This is a genomic window from Streptomyces sp. NPDC111802 (genome assembly GCF_055634335.1).
Genome location: NZ_JBVKCZ010000026.1, coordinates 29533 through 46555 on the forward strand (window position 1 = coordinate 29533; position 17023 = coordinate 46555).

At 69.0% G+C, this 17023-nt stretch carries 16 protein-coding genes; all 16 read left to right on the forward strand.

Going from position 1 to position 17023, the window contains the following annotated elements; translation table 11 throughout:
* Positions 1–169: 169 nt before the first annotated feature.
* The 16 genes from thrB to ACZ7NC_RS27030 all read left to right on the forward strand — a co-directional run bounded on the left by thrB (position 170) and on the right by ACZ7NC_RS27030 (position 17010).
* Entirely contained in the window at positions 170–1099 is a 930-nt protein-coding gene (gene thrB, locus ACZ7NC_RS26955; protein WP_471491967.1) for a homoserine kinase, read from the forward strand.
* Positions 1100–1510: 411 nt separating this feature from the next.
* Positions 1511–3517, forward strand: a complete 2007-nt coding sequence (rho, locus tag ACZ7NC_RS26960) for a transcription termination factor Rho (protein ID WP_471491969.1) — start codon at positions 1511–1513, stop codon at positions 3515–3517.
* Positions 3518–3667: 150 nt separating this feature from the next.
* A complete protein-coding gene (locus tag ACZ7NC_RS26965; protein WP_471491970.1) occupies positions 3668–5485 on the forward strand; it encodes a trypsin-like serine protease in 1818 nt (605 codons plus the stop codon).
* Positions 5486–5691: 206 nt separating this feature from the next.
* Positions 5692–6828: an LCP family protein gene (locus ACZ7NC_RS26970; RefSeq protein WP_471491972.1), complete on the forward strand. Its 1137-nt coding sequence runs from the start codon at positions 5692–5694 to the stop codon at positions 6826–6828.
* A 138-nt stretch (positions 6829–6966) separates the two neighbouring features.
* Positions 6967–7188 carry a 50S ribosomal protein L31 gene (rpmE, locus tag ACZ7NC_RS26975; RefSeq protein ID WP_471491974.1) on the forward strand — a complete coding sequence of 74 codons (222 nt, stop codon included), beginning with the start codon at positions 6967–6969 and terminating at the stop codon, positions 7186–7188.
* Between the two features lie 107 nt (positions 7189–7295).
* Positions 7296–8372 carry a peptide chain release factor 1 gene (prfA, locus tag ACZ7NC_RS26980; RefSeq protein ID WP_471491976.1) on the forward strand — a complete coding sequence of 359 codons (1077 nt, stop codon included), beginning with the start codon at positions 7296–7298 and terminating at the stop codon, positions 8370–8372.
* Between the two features lie 89 nt (positions 8373–8461).
* Positions 8462–9301, forward strand: a complete 840-nt coding sequence (gene prmC, locus ACZ7NC_RS26985) for a peptide chain release factor N(5)-glutamine methyltransferase (protein ID WP_471492135.1) — start codon at positions 8462–8464, stop codon at positions 9299–9301.
* 52 nt (positions 9302–9353) lie between these two features.
* Complete coding sequence (locus ACZ7NC_RS26990) at positions 9354–10001, forward strand: L-threonylcarbamoyladenylate synthase (RefSeq protein ID WP_471491977.1); 648 nt, start codon at positions 9354–9356, stop codon at positions 9999–10001.
* Complete coding sequence (locus ACZ7NC_RS26995) at positions 9998–10678, forward strand: arsenate reductase/protein-tyrosine-phosphatase family protein (RefSeq protein ID WP_471491978.1); 681 nt, start codon at positions 9998–10000, stop codon at positions 10676–10678. Before ACZ7NC_RS26990 ends, ACZ7NC_RS26995 begins: the two co-directional genes overlap by 4 nt.
* A gap of 74 nt (positions 10679–10752) precedes the next feature.
* Positions 10753–11991, forward strand: coding sequence for a serine hydroxymethyltransferase (locus tag ACZ7NC_RS27000; RefSeq protein WP_471491980.1), 1239 nt, complete (start codon positions 10753–10755; stop codon positions 11989–11991).
* 140 nt (positions 11992–12131) lie between these two features.
* Positions 12132–13478, forward strand: a complete 1347-nt coding sequence (locus tag ACZ7NC_RS27005) for an MraY family glycosyltransferase (protein ID WP_471491982.1) — start codon at positions 12132–12134, stop codon at positions 13476–13478.
* 333 nt (positions 13479–13811) lie between these two features.
* Positions 13812–14258 carry a hypothetical protein gene (locus tag ACZ7NC_RS27010; protein ID WP_471492137.1) on the forward strand — a complete coding sequence of 149 codons (447 nt, stop codon included), beginning with the start codon at positions 13812–13814 and terminating at the stop codon, positions 14256–14258.
* Between the two features lie 225 nt (positions 14259–14483).
* A complete protein-coding gene (gene atpB, locus ACZ7NC_RS27015) occupies positions 14484–15305 on the forward strand; it encodes a F0F1 ATP synthase subunit A (RefSeq protein ID WP_471491983.1) in 822 nt (273 codons plus the stop codon).
* A 74-nt stretch (positions 15306–15379) separates the two neighbouring features.
* Positions 15380–15610, forward strand: a complete 231-nt coding sequence (atpE, locus tag ACZ7NC_RS27020; protein WP_024884520.1) for an ATP synthase F0 subunit C — start codon at positions 15380–15382, stop codon at positions 15608–15610.
* 42 nt (positions 15611–15652) lie between these two features.
* Positions 15653–16198 carry a F0F1 ATP synthase subunit B gene (locus ACZ7NC_RS27025; protein ID WP_471491986.1) on the forward strand — a complete coding sequence of 182 codons (546 nt, stop codon included), beginning with the start codon at positions 15653–15655 and terminating at the stop codon, positions 16196–16198.
* Positions 16195–17010 carry a F0F1 ATP synthase subunit delta gene (locus ACZ7NC_RS27030; protein ID WP_471491987.1) on the forward strand — a complete coding sequence of 272 codons (816 nt, stop codon included), beginning with the start codon at positions 16195–16197 and terminating at the stop codon, positions 17008–17010. Before ACZ7NC_RS27025 ends, ACZ7NC_RS27030 begins: the two co-directional genes overlap by 4 nt.
* Positions 17011–17023 lie beyond the last annotated feature (13 nt).

Consider the following 17023-nt stretch of genomic DNA (forward strand, 5'->3'; position numbering starts at 1 on the left):
ACCCGCCCGCCGCATATGCCTCCGCATGGGGCACGGTGCCGCGCCGTCTCCGCGGCCCGGAAGCGGCAGGGGCACGCCGCCGGCCTCGCGGCCGGACGCGGCCCCAGGGTCCGTCGTACGTCATCGAATGTCTTCGACAATCACGCAGCTCAAGGAGAGTCATCGAGCGATGGCCGGTCCAGCGTTCCGCGCCGCCGCCGTGAGGGTGCGCGTCCCCGCCACCAGCGCCAACCTCGGCCCGGGCTTCGATGCCCTCGGCCTGTCGCTGGGGCTCTACGACGACGTGGTCGTCCGGGTGGCCGACTCCGGGCTGCACATCGACATCGCGGGCGAGGGCAGCGAGACGCTGCCACGTGACGAGAGCCACCTTCTCGTACGCTCCCTGCGCACCGCCTTCGATCTGCTGGGCGGGCAGCCGCGCGGTCTGGAGATCGTCTGCGCCAACCGCATCCCGCACGGCCGCGGCCTCGGCTCGTCCTCGGCCGCCATCTGCGCCGGCATCGTCGCCGCGCGCGCCGTGACCATAGGCGGCGAGGCCAGGCTCGACGACGCCGCCCTGCTCGAACTCGCCACCGAGATCGAGGGCCACCCCGACAATGTCGCGGCCTGTCTGCTCGGCGGATTCACTCTGTCCTGGATGGAGGCCGGTGCCGCGCGCGCCATCAGGATGGAGCCTGCCGATTCCATCGTTCCGGTGGTTTTCGTCCCCGGTAAGCCGGTGCTGACGGAGACCGCGCGCGGACTGCTCCCGCGCACCGTCCCGCACGTCGACGCGGCCACCAACGCGGGCCGTGCGGCCCTGCTCGTCGAGGCCCTGACCAGGCGCCCCGAGCTGCTGCTGCCCGCCACCGAGGACCGTCTCCACCAGGAGTACCGCGCACCGGCCATGCCGGAGAGCGCCGCGCTGGTGGAGCGACTGCGGGCCGACGGGGTCCCGGCAGTCATTTCAGGAGCGGGACCCACCGTGCTCGCGCTGGCCGACACCGACAGCGCCGACAAGGTGGCCCATCTGGCAGGCGAGGGCTGGGCCGCGAACCGGCTGGACCTCGACGCGCAGGGAGCGAGCGTGTTGCCGCTTGCGGCCGCCAGTGACATTTAAAAGCCGGCGCTTGCCGGATTTCGAGAGGGGGAATGTTTGTTGGATCCGGTAGTGTTAACCTCAAGTCTGCACCCGACCCCACCATGGCGAGGTGCATGTTGTCCCCGTCCGGGACAGACATTCTTCCGGGAGCCTCCCAAGCCGCACTGTGTTCCGTACGACGTACGCGGGCAGTACCTCGTACGCGGGCGCTGAGCGACTTGCCGGGCACGCTCCGGAACCGGCGCGACCGAGCCGAGTGACACCGACACTCAGTGCCACGGCTCTGGGAACCGCCATCACCAGATATCTCTCCGCCGTTTTGGGCGGACCACCGCCCCGGCGCGGTCCACACACCAAGGACCTAAGCCGGACAGCACAACCGGTCGCCGAGCCAGACAGGCCGACGTCCGCTCCAGGGAAGGACCCTTCGTGAGCGACACCACCGATCTGATGGGCGCACGTGTCGAGGAGACCGCTGCCGCGCCCGCCACGGACGCCTCCGCGCCTGCCACCGGTGCCGGCTCCCGGCGGCGCCGCGGTACCGGCCTCGAGGGCATGGTGCTGGCCGAGCTTCAGCAGGTCGCATCCGGCCTCGGTATCAGGGGCACGGCGCGCATGCGCAAGAGCCAGCTGATCGAGGTCATCAAGGAGGCGCAGGCCGGGGGAGGTGCCGCGGCTCCCAAGACGGAGGCCGCCACCGAGTCCAAGCCCAAGCGCCGCGCCACCTCCAAGGCTCGTACCGGCGAGGACGCCGAGAAGAAGGCGGACAAGGCGGCTGAGGCCCCCGAGAAGGCCGTGGCCCAGCAGCAGATCGAGATTCCCGGCCAGCCGGCCGGGGGCCCGTCCCGCGCGAGCGCGGCCGAGCATGGGGGAGATGACGCGCCGGCCGAGCGCCGCCGTCGTCGCGCCACCGCCGACGCGGGCAGCCCCGCCGCCGTGCCCGAGACGGTCGCCGCCGAGGCCAAGAGCGAGCCCAAGGCCGAGACGCCGGCGCAGTCGCAGGGCGACGCCAAGAGCGACGCCGACGGCGGCGAGGGCCGTCGTCGTGACCGCCGTGAGCGCGGCCGCGACCGTGACCGCGGAGACCGTGGTGACCGTCGCAAGGGCGACGACCAGCAGGGTGGCCAGCGCGGTCAGCAGCAGAACCAGCAGCAGGGCGGCGGCCGTCAGGACCGTGGCCAGCAGGACGACGACGACTTCGACGGTGGCCGTCGTGGCCGTCGGGGGCGCTACCGCGACCGTCGTGGCCGTCGCGGCCGTGACGAGATCGCCTCGGAGCCGCAGATCAACGAGGACGACGTCCTGATCCCGGTCGCGGGCATCCTGGACATCCTCGACAACTACGCCTTCATCCGTACGTCGGGCTACCTGCCGGGCCCCAACGACGTGTACGTCTCCCTCGCCCAGGTCCGCAAGAACGGCCTGCGCAAGGGTGACCACATCACCGGCGCGGTCCGTCAGCCCAAGGAAGGCGAGCGGCGCGAGAAGTTCAACGCGCTGGTCCGGCTGGACTCCGTCAACGGCATGGCGCCCGAACACGGCCGCGGCCGCCCGGAGTTCAACAAGCTCACCCCGCTCTACCCGCAGGACCGCCTCCGTCTGGAGACGGACCCGGGCGTCCTCACCACGCGCATCATCGACCTGGTGTCGCCGATCGGTAAGGGTCAGCGCGGTCTGATCGTGGCCCCGCCGAAGACCGGCAAGACCATGATCATGCAGGCGATCGCCAACGCGATCACGCACAACAACCCCGAGTGCCACCTGATGGTCGTCCTGGTCGACGAGCGTCCGGAAGAGGTCACCGACATGCAGCGGTCGGTGAAGGGCGAGGTCATCTCCTCGACCTTCGACCGCCCGGCCGAGGACCACACCACGGTCGCCGAACTCGCCATCGAGCGCGCCAAGCGTCTGGTGGAGCTGGGTCACGACGTCGTCGTGCTGCTCGACTCCATCACGCGTCTGGGCCGTGCGTACAACCTCGCGGCGCCCGCCTCCGGCCGCATCCTGTCCGGTGGTGTCGACTCGACCGCGCTCTACCCGCCGAAGCGCTTCTTCGGTGCCGCGCGCAACATCGAGGACGGCGGCTCGCTCACGATCCTGGCGACTGCTCTTGTCGACACCGGGTCCCGCATGGACGAGGTGATCTTCGAGGAGTTCAAGGGCACGGGCAACGCCGAACTCAAGCTGGACCGGAAGCTCGCCGACAAGCGCATCTTCCCGGCGGTGGACGTCGACGCCTCCGGTACCCGTAAGGAAGAGATCCTGCTCGCCCCCGACGAGCTCGCCATCGTCTGGAAGCTGCGCCGGGTGCTGCACGCCCTCGACCAGCAGCAGGCGGTCGAGCTGCTTCTCGACAAGATGAAGCAGACAAAGTCGAACGCGGAGTTCCTGATGCAGATTCAGAAGACGACTCCGACGCCGGGCAACGGCGACTGAGATCACGCCTTTTGAAGGGCCGCTCCCGTTAAGGGAGCGGCCCTTCGCGGTTTGTGTGACGGGTGTACGATCTCGCTCTTCGGGCTCGCTTTCGATCGCGATCCGAATCTCGAATCTTTCGTCCCGAGGGGGGACTTAGTGGGCACATCCATGCCTGGGGCCGGCCGTCACAGACGTCGCATACGCCTCGCACTGCCGTTGGCCGCCGCCGGTGTCGCCGCGGCCGTCGCCGCCACGCTGCTGACCTCGTCCGCGGGCGCCGCGACCGCCCTGCCCCAGCCCACCGTGAAGCCCGCCACCAGTTCGGCCTCGCTCGCCGAGCTGGAGCGGCGCGTCGCGGGCGCCGTCGCCGGTGACGACACCGCGGGGGAGACGGCGAAGAAGTCGTCGTACAGCGCGAGCACCGACACCAGCGGCTCCTCCGGTGACTCCACCACGGGCGCCATGGTCATCGGCGGCACCACGACCAGCATCACCTCGGCGCCCTGGATGGCGCAGCTGTGGTACTACGACGACCAGGGCACCGCCGACGAGGCCGACGACCTCGGCTTCTTCTGCGGCGGCGCCGTCGTCGCGCCCACGAAGATCCTCACCGCCGCGCACTGCGTCAAGGGCTACGACTGGTACAACTACGGCGCCGTCATCACCGGCACCGCCCAGCTGCCGACCACCGACGACGCCGGCAACACCGACCTGCACGGCGGCACCGTCACGCTGCCGCAGCGGCAGTGGAACCACCCCTCGTACAACGCGACGACGATCGACAACGACATCGCCGTCATCACGCTGGCGGGCCCGGTCAAGGCGACGCCGATCCGTATGACGACGTCCGGTGACACCGCCTCGTACGCGGCCGGGACGAGCGCCAAGGTCTACGGCTGGGGCCGGACCAGCTCCACCAGCCAGGACATCTCCGAGACGCTGAAGACGGCCACGCTGCCCGTCCAGTCCGACACCACCTGCGCGGGCTACTACGGCAGCGAGTTCATCAAGGGCCACATGGTCTGCGCGGGCCCGCCGGCGAGTGGCAGCGACAGCGGGACCACGTCGGCCTGCAACGGTGACTCCGGCGGGCCGCTCGTCGTGAACGGCCGGATCGTCGGTGTCGTCTCCTGGGGCGTGCAGGACTGTGTCGCCAAGGGGGCGTACAGCGTCTTCACCAAGGTCAGCACCTTTGTCGGTGCCGCCTACCCGCGTGTCGACGACACCAACATCAGCGGTGACCACCGGGCCGACATGTGGCTGCGCAACGCCTCCACCAAGATCGGCTACTCCAAGGACTCCAACGGCACCTCGTTCGCCGCGCGTGAGTCCTGGGGCGACTGGAGCGGCGTCAACCTCGTCCTGCAGACCGACCTGGACCGGGACGGCTACCAGGACCTGGTGTTCCGGCGCAGCTCCGACGGGGCGATGTTCTGGGCGCACTACGTGCCGGCCAGCGGCTCCTGGGCGACCAAGACCATCTTCAGCAACTGGAAGACCCGGACCCGCATCGTGGCACCCGGTGACGTCACCGGCGACTACCGGCCCGACCTGCTCTCGGTCGACTCGGCCGGCGCCCTGTGGATCTACCCGGGCGCGGGCAACGGCACCTTCGCCACCCCGGTCAAGGTCGGCACGGGCTGGAACCAGTACAACTCCCTGCGCGGCCACGGCGACTTCACCGGCGACGGCAAGACCGACCTGATCGCGCGCAGCTCGTCCGGCGGGTACATCTACCTGTTCAAGGGCACCGGCAAGGCAGGCACGGGCGCCTTCTCCACCCGGATCAAGGTGCGCACCTGGTCGACCTACACCGGCTTCGACGCCGTCGGTGACGTCACCGGCGACGGCAAGGCCGACTTCCTGGCCCGCAACTCCTCCGGCACGCTCTATCTGTACCCGGGCACCGGAAAGGCCACGAGCGAGATCTTTGCCACACCGAAGTCCGTCGGCACCGATTACAAGCAGTACGACATCTTCGGCTGAAATCGCAGGTGAGACCGGCACGCCCGGTAGCACCGACTACGGACCGTGCCCATCGCCGCCCGGCGGTGGGCACGGCCCGTTGTGCAACCCTTCTCCGAGTTTCCCCGTCTGACCGGACGGGGTGACGATGGTGCGGTAAGGGCCTTTTGGCCATGCCTGACCCTGAAAACAGGGGGTAACCGACCGGACGAGAACCGAGGAGCACAGTGTCCGCCGAGAGCACGCCGGAGCCCGGCATACCGGGCTCGACCGGCACCAACGGTCCGCGCCACCGCGCCAAGGGCCGCCGCCGCAAGCCCCGCGAAAGGCACAAGGGCCTGCGCATCCTGGCCTGGACGGCCGCAGGGATCGTGGTCCTGGGCGGCACCGGAGCCGGGTATCTGTACTTCAAGCTCAACGGCAACCTCAAGAGCGTCGACATCGACCAGGCCCTCGGCACCGACCGCCCGGAGAAGATCGACAACGGCTCGGAGAACATCCTCGTCCTCGGCTCGGACACCCGCTCCGGCAGCAACAAGAAGCTCGGCGGCGGTGCCGACGACGGCAGCGCCCGCTCGGACACGGCGATGATCCTGCACGTCTACGAGGGCCACAAGAAGGCCAGTGTGGTCTCCGTCCCGCGGGACACGCTGATCGACCGCCCCCAGTGCGTCGACACCAAGGGCAAGACGTATCCGGCGGCGGCCGGCGTGATGTTCAACTCGGCGTACACGACGGGCGGAGCGGCCTGTGCGGTCAAGACGGTGGAGTCGGTCACCGGTATCCGCATGGATCACTACCTGGAGGTCGACTTCTCGGGCTTCCAGAAGCTGGTCGACGAGCTGGGCGGCGTGGAGGTCACGACGACGAAGGACATCGACGACCCCGACAGCCACCTCGACCTGAAGGCCGGCACCCACCAGCTCACCGGCAAGCAGGCGCTCGGCCTGGTCCGTACCCGCCACGGCGTCGGCGACGGCTCCGACCTCGGCCGCATCCAGCTCCAGCAGGCCTTCATCAAGGCGCTGCTGGAGCAGGTGAAGGACGTCAACCTGTTCGGCAACCCCAAGCGGCTGTACGACCTGGCCAACACCGCCACCAAGACGGTGACGACCGACTCCGACCTGGGCTCGGTCAACAAGCTCATGTCCTTCACCAATGGCCTCAAGGGCATCAGCTCCAAGAACATGAACATGGTCACGATGCCGGTCCAGTACGACCCGGCGGACCCGAACCGCGTGATCGTGGCCGAGGCCAAGGCCAAGCAGGTGTGGACGGCCCTGAAGAACGACAAGCCGATCCCGAAGGCGGCGACGGAGGGCACGGCCAAGGGCGACGCCAACGGTGTGGTCACGGGGTCCTGAGCGCTCCCGGGAATACACAACACCGGCCCCCGGTTTTGGGGGATGGCCCCAGTCCTGGCAGACTGGTACGTCGGCCCCGGTTCACGCTCCCGCATCCCGCGGCGGCGACCCGGCGCCCTCCCGAAACTAGGAGACACCTTGAAGCGCGACATCCACCCCGAGTACGTCGAGACGCAGGTCAGCTGCACCTGTGGCGCGTCGTTCACCACCCGTAGCACGATCTCCAGCGGCAACATCCGTGCCGAGGTCTGCTCCGAGTGCCACCCGTTCTACACGGGCAAGCAGAAGATCCTCGACACCGGTGGCCGTGTGGCCCGCTTCGAGGCCCGCTTCGGCAAGGCTGGTGCCGGCAAGAAGTAGCGAGCTCCAATCCGCCGGTCCACGGCCGCGCCCCACTCAGGCGCGCCGGGACCGGCGTTTTTGGTCGCCCGCCCACTTCACCCCGTACGCACCAACAGGAGCCAGAGATGTTCGAGGCCGTCGAGGAACTGGTCGCAGAGCACGCCGACCTGGAGAAGAAGCTCGCCGACCCGTCGGTCCACGCCGACCAGGCGAACGCGCGCAAGCTGAACAAGCGCTACGCCGAGCTCACCCCGATCGTCGCCACGTACCGCTCCTGGAAGCAGCTGGGCGACGACATCGAGACGGCCCGTGAACTCGGCGCCGACGACCCGGAGTTCGCCGCCGAGGTCAAGGAGCTGGAGAAGCAGCGCGAGGAGCTGACCGAGAAGCTGCGCCTGCTGCTCGTCCCGCGCGACCCGAGTGACGACAAGGACGTCATTCTGGAGATCAAGGCGGGTGCGGGCGGCGATGAGTCCGCGCTGTTCGCCGGGGACCTGCTGCGCATGTATCTGCGGTACGCCGAGCGCGTCGGCTGGAAGACCGAGATCATCGACGCCACCGAGTCCGAGCTGGGCGGCTACAAGGACGTCCAGGTCGCCGTGAAGACCAAGGGCGGGAACGGCGCCACCGAGCCCGGGCAGGGTGTCTGGGCCCGGCTGAAGTACGAGGGCGGTGTGCACCGCGTGCAGCGCGTGCCGGCGACCGAGTCGCAGGGCCGTATCCACACCTCCGCGGCCGGTGTGCTCGTCACCCCCGAGGCCGAAGAGGTCGACGTCGAGATCAACCCCAACGACCTGCGCATCGACGTCTACCGGTCCTCCGGACCCGGCGGGCAGTCGGTCAACACCACCGACTCCGCCGTGCGCATCACGCACATTCCGACCGGAGTCGTCGCCTCCTGCCAGAACGAGAAGAGCCAGCTTCAGAACAAGGAGCAGGCACTGCGTATCCTGCGCTCCAGGCTGCTCGCAGCCGCGCAGGAGGAGGCCGAGAGGGAAGCCGCCGACGCCCGCCGCAGCCAGGTCCGCACCGTCGACCGCTCCGAGAAGATCCGCACCTACAACTTCCCGGAGAATCGCCTCTCGGACCACCGCGTCGGCTTCAAGGCGTACAACCTGGACCAGGTCCTGGACGGCGACCTCGACGCGGTGATCCAGGCCTGCGTCGACGCGGACTCGGCGGCGAAGCTGGCGGCTGCGTAACGCCGTAAGGGACGTACGCACGTACGAGTACGACACGGAGGACTTGCGTGCAGCAATACACCGGGGGGCGAACCCCGAGCCCCCGCAGCGTGCTGCTCGCGGAGGTGGCACAGGCCACCCAGCGGCTGGCGGACGCCGGCGTGCCCTCGCCGCGCAACGACGCGGAGGAGCTCGCCGCGTTCGTGCACGGCGTGAAGCGGGGCGAACTGCACTCCGTGAAGGACTCGGACTTCGACGCCCGTTACTGGGAGGTCATCGCCCGCCGTGAGCAGCGCGAGCCGCTCCAGCACATCACCGGGCGGGCGTACTTCCGCTATCTCGAACTCCAAGTCGGGCCGGGCGTGTTCGTGCCCCGCCCCGAGACCGAGTCGGTGGTCGGCTGGGCCATAGACGCGGTGCGCGCGATGGACGTCGTAGAGCCCTGCATCGTCGACCTGTGCACCGGCTCCGGCGCCATCGCGCTCGCCCTCGCCCAGGAGGTCCCGCGCTCGCGCGTACACGCCGTGGAGCTGTCCGAGGACGCCCTGCACTGGACGCGCAAGAACGTCGAGGGGTCCAGGGTCGACCTGCGTCAGGGCAACGCCCTGGACGCCTTCCGCGACCTCGACGGCCAGGTCGACCTGGTCATCTCCAACCCGCCCTACATCCCGCTCACCGAGTGGGAGTACGTCGCTCCCGAGGCGCGGGACTACGATCCCGAACTCGCCCTGTTCTCGGGGGAGGACGGCCTCGACCTCATCCGCGGCCTGGAACGGACGGCACACCGTCTCCTGCGCCCCGGCGGCGTCGTTGTCATCGAGCACGCCGACACCCAGGGCGGCCAGGTGCCGTGGATCTTCACCGAGGAGCGGGGCTGGGCCGACGCGGCCGACCACCCCGACCTCAACAACCGCCCCCGGTTCGCGACCGCCCGCAAGGCGATGCCGTGACCGTCCCGAAGACTCTTTCCCGGAAGTACGTGTACGAGGAGGCCCGCTAGATATGGCACGGCGATACGACACCAATGACGCGACCGACCGCACGACCGGTCTGCGTGAGGCCGCGTCCGCCGTCCGCCGTGGCGAGCTCGTGGTCCTTCCGACCGACACGGTGTACGGCATCGGCGCCGACGCGTTCTCCAAGGAGGCCGTGGGCGATCTGCTGGAGGCCAAGGGCCGGGGCCGCAATATGCCGACCCCTGTCCTGATCGGCTCCCCGAACACGCTCCATGGTCTCGTCACCGACTTCTCCGAGCTGGCCTGGGAGCTGGTCGACGCGTTCTGGCCGGGCGCGCTGACGCTGGTCGCCAAGCACCAGCCGTCGCTCCAGTGGGACCTGGGTGACACCCGGGGCACGGTTGCCGTGCGCATGCCACTGCACCCGGTCGCCATCGAGCTGCTCACCGAGGTCGGCCCGATGGCCGTGTCCTCGGCGAACCTCACCGGTCACCCGGCGCCGGAGGACTGCGACGCCGCGCAGGAGATGCTCGGCGACTCGGTCTCCGTATATCTGGACGGCGGCCCGACCCCGGGCAACGTCCCGTCGTCGATCGTCGACGTCACGCGAGAGGTGCCGCTGCTGCTCCGCGCGGGTGCCCTCACGGCGGAGGACCTGCGGAAGGTCGTACCCGACCTCGAGGTGGCGAATTGACAGCCCCTGACGCGGGGCGTGGCATAGGCAACGGGGAAAGCGCGGCGGAGATCACGACCACATTCGTCGGACTGCCGCGCGACAGCTTCCGCATCCTCCACGTCAGCACCGGCAACGTGTGCCGCTCGCCGATCACCGAGCGGCTGACCCGTCATTTCGTGACGCAGCGGCTCGGTGTGCTGGGCGGCTCGCTGATCGTGGAGAGCGCGGGCACCTGGGGCCATGAGGGCGCGCCCATGGAATCCAACGCGGAGACGGTCCTCGCCGACTTCGGCGCGGACGCCTCCGGCTTCGTCGGGCGCGAGCTCCTCGACGAGCACGTCATCATGGCCGACCTCGTCCTCACGGCCACCCGCGACCACCGCGCCCAGGTCATCTCCATGGGCCATTCGGCGGGCCTGCGCACCTTCACCCTGAAGGAGTTCACCCGCCTGGTCCGCGCGATAGACCCCGCGACGCTCCCTCCCCTGGAGGAAGGCGTCGTCCTGCGCGCACGCGCCCTGGTCCGCGCGGCGGCGGCTCTACGCGGGTGGCTTCTCGCGCCGACGGCGGAGGCGGACGAGGTGTACGACCCGTACGGGGCACCGCTGACGTTCTTCCGTTCGGTGGGCGACGAGATACACGAGGCGCTGGATCCGGTGGTGACGGCCCTCACGGGTGTCCCCGCGAGGACGTAACAACACAGGGCGTCCCTGACGTCCCCGGCCTACATTGGACGTACGTCACCGCCGACGCACGTCCGGAGCCCACCATGTCGGTCACCCACACCCTCGAGGCCGATGTCCTGCGCCGGCAGGACCCCCAGCTCGCCGACATCCTGCTCGGCGAGCTCGACCGGCAGTCGACGACGCTCCAGCTCGTCGCCGCGGAGAACTTCACCTCACCGGCCGTGCTGGCGGCCCTCGGGTCGCAGCTCGCGAACAAGTACGCGGAGGGGTATCCGGGCGCCCGGTACCACGGCGGATGCGAGATGGCCGACGTCGCCGAGCGGCTCGCCGTGGAGCGGGCCAGGGCGCTGTTCGGCGCCGAGCACGCCAATGTCCAGTCCCACTCGGGCTCTTCGGCCGTCCTCGCCGCGTACGCCGCGCTGCTGCGTCCCGGCGACACCGTCCTCGCGCTCGGACTGGCATACGGCGGACACCTCACGCACGGCTCGCCCGCCAACTTCTCGGGCCGCTGGTTCGACTTCATCGGCTACGGGGTGGACGCCGAGACCGGGCTCATCGACTACGACCAGGTGCGCACGCTGGCCCGCAACCACCGGCCCAAGGCCGTCGTGTGCGGGTCCATCGCCTACCCGCGCCATATCGACTACGCCGCTTTCCGCGACATCGCCGACGAGGTGGGCGCCTATCTCATCGCCGACGCCGCCCACCCCATGGGGCTCATCGCCGGGGGAGCGGCGCCCAGTCCGGTGCCGTACGCCGATGTGGTGTGCGCCACCACCCACAAGGTGCTGCGCGGCCCGCGCGGCGGAATGATCCTGTGCGGCTCGGACCTCGCCGAGCGCGTCGATCGCGCCGTTTTCCCGTTCACCCAGGGCGGCGCCCAGATGCACACCATCGCCGCCAAGGCCGTCGCCTTCGGGGAGGCGGCCACGCCGGCGTTCGCCGTGTACGCCCATCAGGTGGTCGCCAACGCGCGGACCCTGGCGGCCGCCCTGGAGGCGCAGGGGTTCGTCGTCACCACCGGCGGCACCGACACCCACCTGATCACCGCCGACCCGGCGCCGCTGGGCGCCGACGGCCGTGAGGCGCGTGGGCGGCTCGCCGCGGCCGGGATCGTGCTGGACTGCTGCGCGCTCCCGCACGGCGACGCCCGCGGCCTGCGCCTGGGCACGGCGGCCGTGACGACCCAGGGCATGGGGGAGGAGGAGATGGAGTGGCTCGCCGCGTTGCTGTCGAGCGTGCTGCGAGGCGGGACCGAAAGTCAGAAGGCGCGTGAAGAAGTGCGGGAGCTGACCGGTAGATTTCCGCCGTATCCCGGCTGAGGCGGGGTACACGCACCTGCGCACACAGCCACGCGTGCAACCATCGTCGCTACCCGGCAGTCCCCACACATATGCGTCGCGTACGAGTACATCGCTAGGGTGTGGGGCTGAGATGGCCAGCGAGACCTGTGGGGAAGCCCGTGCGTGAATACCTCCTGACGCTCTGCGTCACGGCCGCGGTGACGTATCTGCTGACAGGGCCGGTGCGTAAGTTCGCGATCGTGGCCGGAGCGATGCCGGAGATCCGGGCACGTGACGTGCACCGCGAGCCCACTCCGCGGCTGGGCGGTATCGCGATGTTCTTCGGCCTGTGCGCGGGCCTGCTGGTCGCGGACCACCTCACCAACCTCAGTACGGTCTTCGAGAAGTCCAACGAACCGCGGGCGCTGCTCTCCGGAGCGGCGCTCATCTGGCTTATCGGGGTCCTGGACGACAAGTTCGAGATCGACGCCCTGATCAAGCTGGGCGGCCAGATGATCGCCGCCGGCGTCATGGTCATGCAAGGTCTGACGATCCTGTGGCTGCCCATCCCGGGCTTCGGCTCGGTCGCCCTGACCCAGTGGCAGGGCACCCTGCTGACGGTCGCGCTCGTCGTCATCACCATCAACGCGGTCAACTTCGTCGACGGCCTGGACGGCCTCGCGGCGGGCATGGTGTGCATCGCGTCGGCCGCGTTCTTCCTCTACGCCTACCGCGTCTGGGTGTCGTACGGCATCGAGGCCGCCGCCCCGGCCACGCTGTTCGCGGCGATCCTGATGGGCATGTGCCTGGGCTTCCTGCCGCACAACATGCATCCGGCGCGGATCTTCATGGGCGACTCCGGCTCGATGCTGATCGGCCTGGTGCTCGCCGCGGGCGCCATCTCCATCACGGGACAGGTCGACCCGGACGCGCTGAAGCTGTTCGCCGGCTCCGAGAAGGCGGCCGTGCACCAGACGGTGCCCGTCTACATCCCGCTGCTGCTGCCGCTGACGATCATCGCGATCCCGGCCGCCGACCTGGTGCTGGCGATCGTGCGCCGCACCTGGCGCGGCCAGTCGCCGTTCGCGGCGGACCGGGGTCATCTGCACCACCGCCTGCTGGAGATCGGCCACTCGCACAGCCGCGCGGTGATGATCATGTACTTCTGGTCGGCGCTGATCGCCTTCGGCGCGCTCGCCTACTCGGTGAACTCGGCGTCCATGTGGATCGTGCTGAGCGTGGTGTTCCTGAGCGCCATCGGCCTCGTGCTGCTACTGCTGCCGCGCTTCACGCCGCGCACCCCGATGTGGGCGCAGGCCTTTGTGCCGCCGCGGTACCGACGGCACGGTGCCGTCGCCGAACCGGGCGCCGCCACACCGCAGACCGCGGGCGCCGAGGCGGGTTCCGAGGGCGGCGAAGAGCCGCGCACGCCGGTCGCGGTCGGTGTCTCGCGCGTCAACGGGGCCACCGCGATCGGCGCTCGTTCGCGGACGCTGGACAGGCGTAAAGCCGGAACCTCGCGCTGACCGTCAAGGTAGCTGACCGTCAAGGTAAGAGAGCTCTCAAGGTAAGAATCTGACTAGAGCATTGCCAAGTCATGGGGGAGCGAAGCACCCCAATACCAGACAAGTCGGCTGCCTTCCTGCACAGACGCGCACTGTCACTCTCATGTGTGACACCAAGCACATCCCTCAGGTAAAGACCTCATCAAATAGTTTGTGATACGGTTCACGAGAACCCCGGGACAGAGCCGAAGGACCGAAGTGCGACGGTCCACCGGCGTGAGGTTCTCTCTCCGCCCGGGACTACGCTCGTCCATGACGACACCCTGCCCCCACCGTGAAAGCGGAGTTGCCGCCATGCCGTCCAATGACGCCCGGATCCTGCTTCAGGCAGCCGTGCCCACAGTCGCCGCCGGAGCTGTCGCGGCCGTCGTCAGTGGGGTGGTCGCCGGTGGCAAGGGGGCGATCGGGGCGGTGGTCGCGACGGTGGTCGTGATCCTTTTCATGGGACTCGGTCTCTACGTTCTTCAGCGCACTGCCAAATCGCTTCCGCATCTGTTCCAGGCAATGGGTCTGATGCTGTACGCGGCGCAGATCCTGCTGCTGTTCATCTTCATGGCCGCGTTCAAGAACACGACGCTGTTCAACCCGCGGGCCTTCGCGTTCACGCTGCTCGGGACCACCCTGGTGTGGATCGCCATGCAGACGCGTGCCCACATGAAGGCCAAGATCCTCTACGTAGAACCCGATTCGGACGCCTCCTCGAAGGACGGCAGGTCCGAAAAGACGGGGCACTCGTCGTGAGGGGTAGGGGCGGGATAAAGGCGCTCGAGAAGTCCTGCTATCGTCCGGTGCCAACTGCGGCATCGCGGGCGCGGGCATCTGAGCTGACGCCTGCTCAATCGCGAGGCGAGATGCCCCACAGCCGCCCCCATATCCGTATCACCAGTCCCGTGCCGAACCGCGGCTGTGCGCCGCGCCGACACAACGAGGTTGCCGTACCTATGCGCCACGCTGAAGGAGCCCGCGGTGAGTGCTGACCCGACGCAGGTGCTCGCCTTCGAGACCGACTGCCACATCTTCGACGGGTGTGGCTTCCCGGCTCCGGGCCTGCACTCGTTCCTCTTCGAGCCGCTCTGGGGCGACGGCACCAGCAACGTGTACTTCGACAAGACGATGTTGCTGGCGCTGCTCGGCTCGGTCATCATCGTCGGCTTCTTCTGGGCCGCTTTCCGTAAGCCGAAGGTCGTCCCCGGCAAGCTTCAAATGGTCGCGGAGGCCGGTTACGACTTCGTTCGGCGCGGCATCGTCTACGAGACGATCGGTAAGAAGGAAGGCGAGAAGTACGTTCCGCTGGTCGTCTCGCTCTTCTTCTTCGTCTGGATGATGAACCTCTGGTCGATCGTCCCGGTCGCTCAGTTTCCGGTCACGGCGATCATCTCGTACCCCGTGGTCCTGGCGCTGATCGTCTACGTCCTGTGGGTCTCGCTGACCTTTAAGCGCCACGGATTCGTCGGTGCGTTCAAGAACTTCACGGGCTACGACAAGTCGCTCGGCCCGGTCCTCCCGCTGGCCATGCTCATCGAGTTCTTCTCGAACCTGCTCGTACGGCCGTTCACGCACGCCGTGCGACTCTTCGCGAACATGTTCGCCGGCCACACCCTGCTGCTGCTCTTCACGATCGCCAGCTGGTACTTGCTGAACGGCATCGGCATCGCCTACGCCGGCGTCTCGTTCATCATGGTCATCGTCATGACGGCCTTCGAGCTGTTCATTCAGGCCCTGCAGGCGTATGTCTTCGTACTGCTGACCTGCACCTTCATCCAGGGCGCGCTCGCCGAGCACCACTGAGCGACCCGCACCCCGACCTCACAGTCGTCCGGTGGCCAACCCCCACCGGTCCGTACAGAAAAGGAAGAACTGGCATGTCCCAGACCCTTGCCGCTGTTTCCGGCTCGCTCGGCTCCATCGGCTACGGCCTCGCTGCCATCGGCCCCGGCGTCGGCGTCGGCATCATCTTCGGTAACGGTACCCAGGCCCTGGCCCGTCAGCCCGAAGCTGCCGGCCTGATCCGCGCCAACCAGATCCTCGGCTTCGCCTTCTGTGAGGCGCTCGCCCTCATCGGTCTGGTCATGCCGTTCGTCTACGGCAAGTGATCTGCGGATCCACGACCAGCCGACTAGACGAAAGGCACTAATATGAGCCAGCTGCTCGTTCTGGCGGTCGAGGAGTCGGAGAACCCCCTCGTCCCGCCGATCCCCGAGCTCGTCATCGGCCTGATCGCCTTCGTCATCGTCTTCGGCTTCCTCGCCAAGAAGCTCCTCCCGAACATCAACAAGGTTCTGGAAGAGCGCCGCGAGGCCATCGAGGGCGGTATCGAGAAGGCCGAGGCCGCCCAGACCGAGGCCCAGAGCGTCCTGGAGCAGTACAAGGCCCAGCTCGCCGAGGCCCGGCACGAGGCCGCGCGTCTGCGCCAGGAGGCGCAGGAGCAGGGCGCCACGCTCATCGCCGAGATGCGCGCGGAAGGCCAGCGGCAGCGCGAGGAGATCGTCGCCGCCGGTCACGCCCAGATCGAGGCCGACCGCAAGGCCGCCGCGTCCGCGCTGCGCCAGGACGTCGGCGCGCTCGCCACCGACCTGGCCGGCAAGCTCGTCGGCGAGTCCCTCGAGGACCACGCCCGGCAGAGCCGTGTCATCGACCGCTTCCTCGACGAACTCGAGGAGAAGGCCGAGGCCGGACGATGAACGGAGCGAGCCGCGAGGCCCTGGCAGCCGCACGCGAGCGACTCGACGCGCTGACGGACAACACGTCCGTGGACGCCGGACGGCTCGCCGACGAGCTGGCCGCCGTCACCGCGCTGCTCGACCGCGAGGTGTCGCTGCGTCGGGTCCTCACCGACCCGGCGCAGGGCGGAGAGGCGAAGGCCGAGCTGGCCCAGCGCCTGCTCGGCGGCCAGGTCGGCGGCGAGGCCACCGACCTGCTGGCCGGCATGGTGCGCTCCCGCTGGTCGCAGTCCCGCGACCTGGTGGACGCGCTGGAGGAACTGGCGAACACCGCCGACCTCACCGCCGCGCAGAAGGCGGGCACGCTCGACGACGTCGAGGACGAGCTGTTCCGGTTCGGCCGGATCGTCTCCTCCAGCACCGAGCTGCGGGCCGCGCTGACCGACCGCGCCGCCACCACCTCGGCCAAGAGCGAGCTGCTGCGCAGCCTGCTCGGCGGCCGGGCGAGGGCGACCACCGAGCGTCTGGTGACGCGTCTTGTGACCGTGCCGCGTGGACGTAGCCTGGAGTCGGGACTGGAGTCCCTGTCCAAGCTCGCCGCAGAGCGCCGGGACCGCATGGTGGCAGTCGTCACCTCGGCGGTGCCGCTGAGCGACGGGCAGAGGCAGCGCCTGGGCGCCGCGCTCGCCAAGCTCTACGGCCGCCAGATGCACCTCAACCTCGACGTGGACCCCGAGGTCGTCGGTGGCATCCGGGTGCAGGTCGGCGACGAGGTCATCAACGGCTCGATCGCGGACCGTATCGAGGACGCCGGCCGCCGACTGGCGAGCTGACAGCAACTTCATA

Excerpts from the sequence above, each read along its gene's own strand:
- thrB (WP_471491967.1), top strand. The coding sequence starts at position 170 with ATGGCCGGTCCAGCGTTCCGCGCCGCCGCCGTGAGGGTGCGCGTCCCC.
- ACZ7NC_RS26965 (WP_471491970.1), top strand. The coding sequence starts at position 3,668 with ATGCCTGGGGCCGGCCGTCACAGACGTCGCATACGCCTCGCACTGCCG.
- prfA (WP_471491976.1), top strand. The coding sequence starts at position 7,296 with ATGTTCGAGGCCGTCGAGGAACTGGTCGCAGAGCACGCCGACCTGGAG.
- ACZ7NC_RS26990 (WP_471491977.1), top strand. The coding sequence starts at position 9,354 with ATGGCACGGCGATACGACACCAATGACGCGACCGACCGCACGACCGGT.
- ACZ7NC_RS27000 (WP_471491980.1), top strand. The coding sequence starts at position 10,753 with ATGTCGGTCACCCACACCCTCGAGGCCGATGTCCTGCGCCGGCAGGAC.
- ACZ7NC_RS27010 (WP_471492137.1), top strand. The coding sequence starts at position 13,812 with ATGCCGTCCAATGACGCCCGGATCCTGCTTCAGGCAGCCGTGCCCACA.
- atpE (WP_024884520.1), top strand. The coding sequence starts at position 15,380 with ATGTCCCAGACCCTTGCCGCTGTTTCCGGCTCGCTCGGCTCCATCGGC.
- ACZ7NC_RS27025 (WP_471491986.1), top strand. The coding sequence starts at position 15,653 with ATGAGCCAGCTGCTCGTTCTGGCGGTCGAGGAGTCGGAGAACCCCCTC.
- ACZ7NC_RS27030 (WP_471491987.1), top strand. The coding sequence starts at position 16,195 with ATGAACGGAGCGAGCCGCGAGGCCCTGGCAGCCGCACGCGAGCGACTC.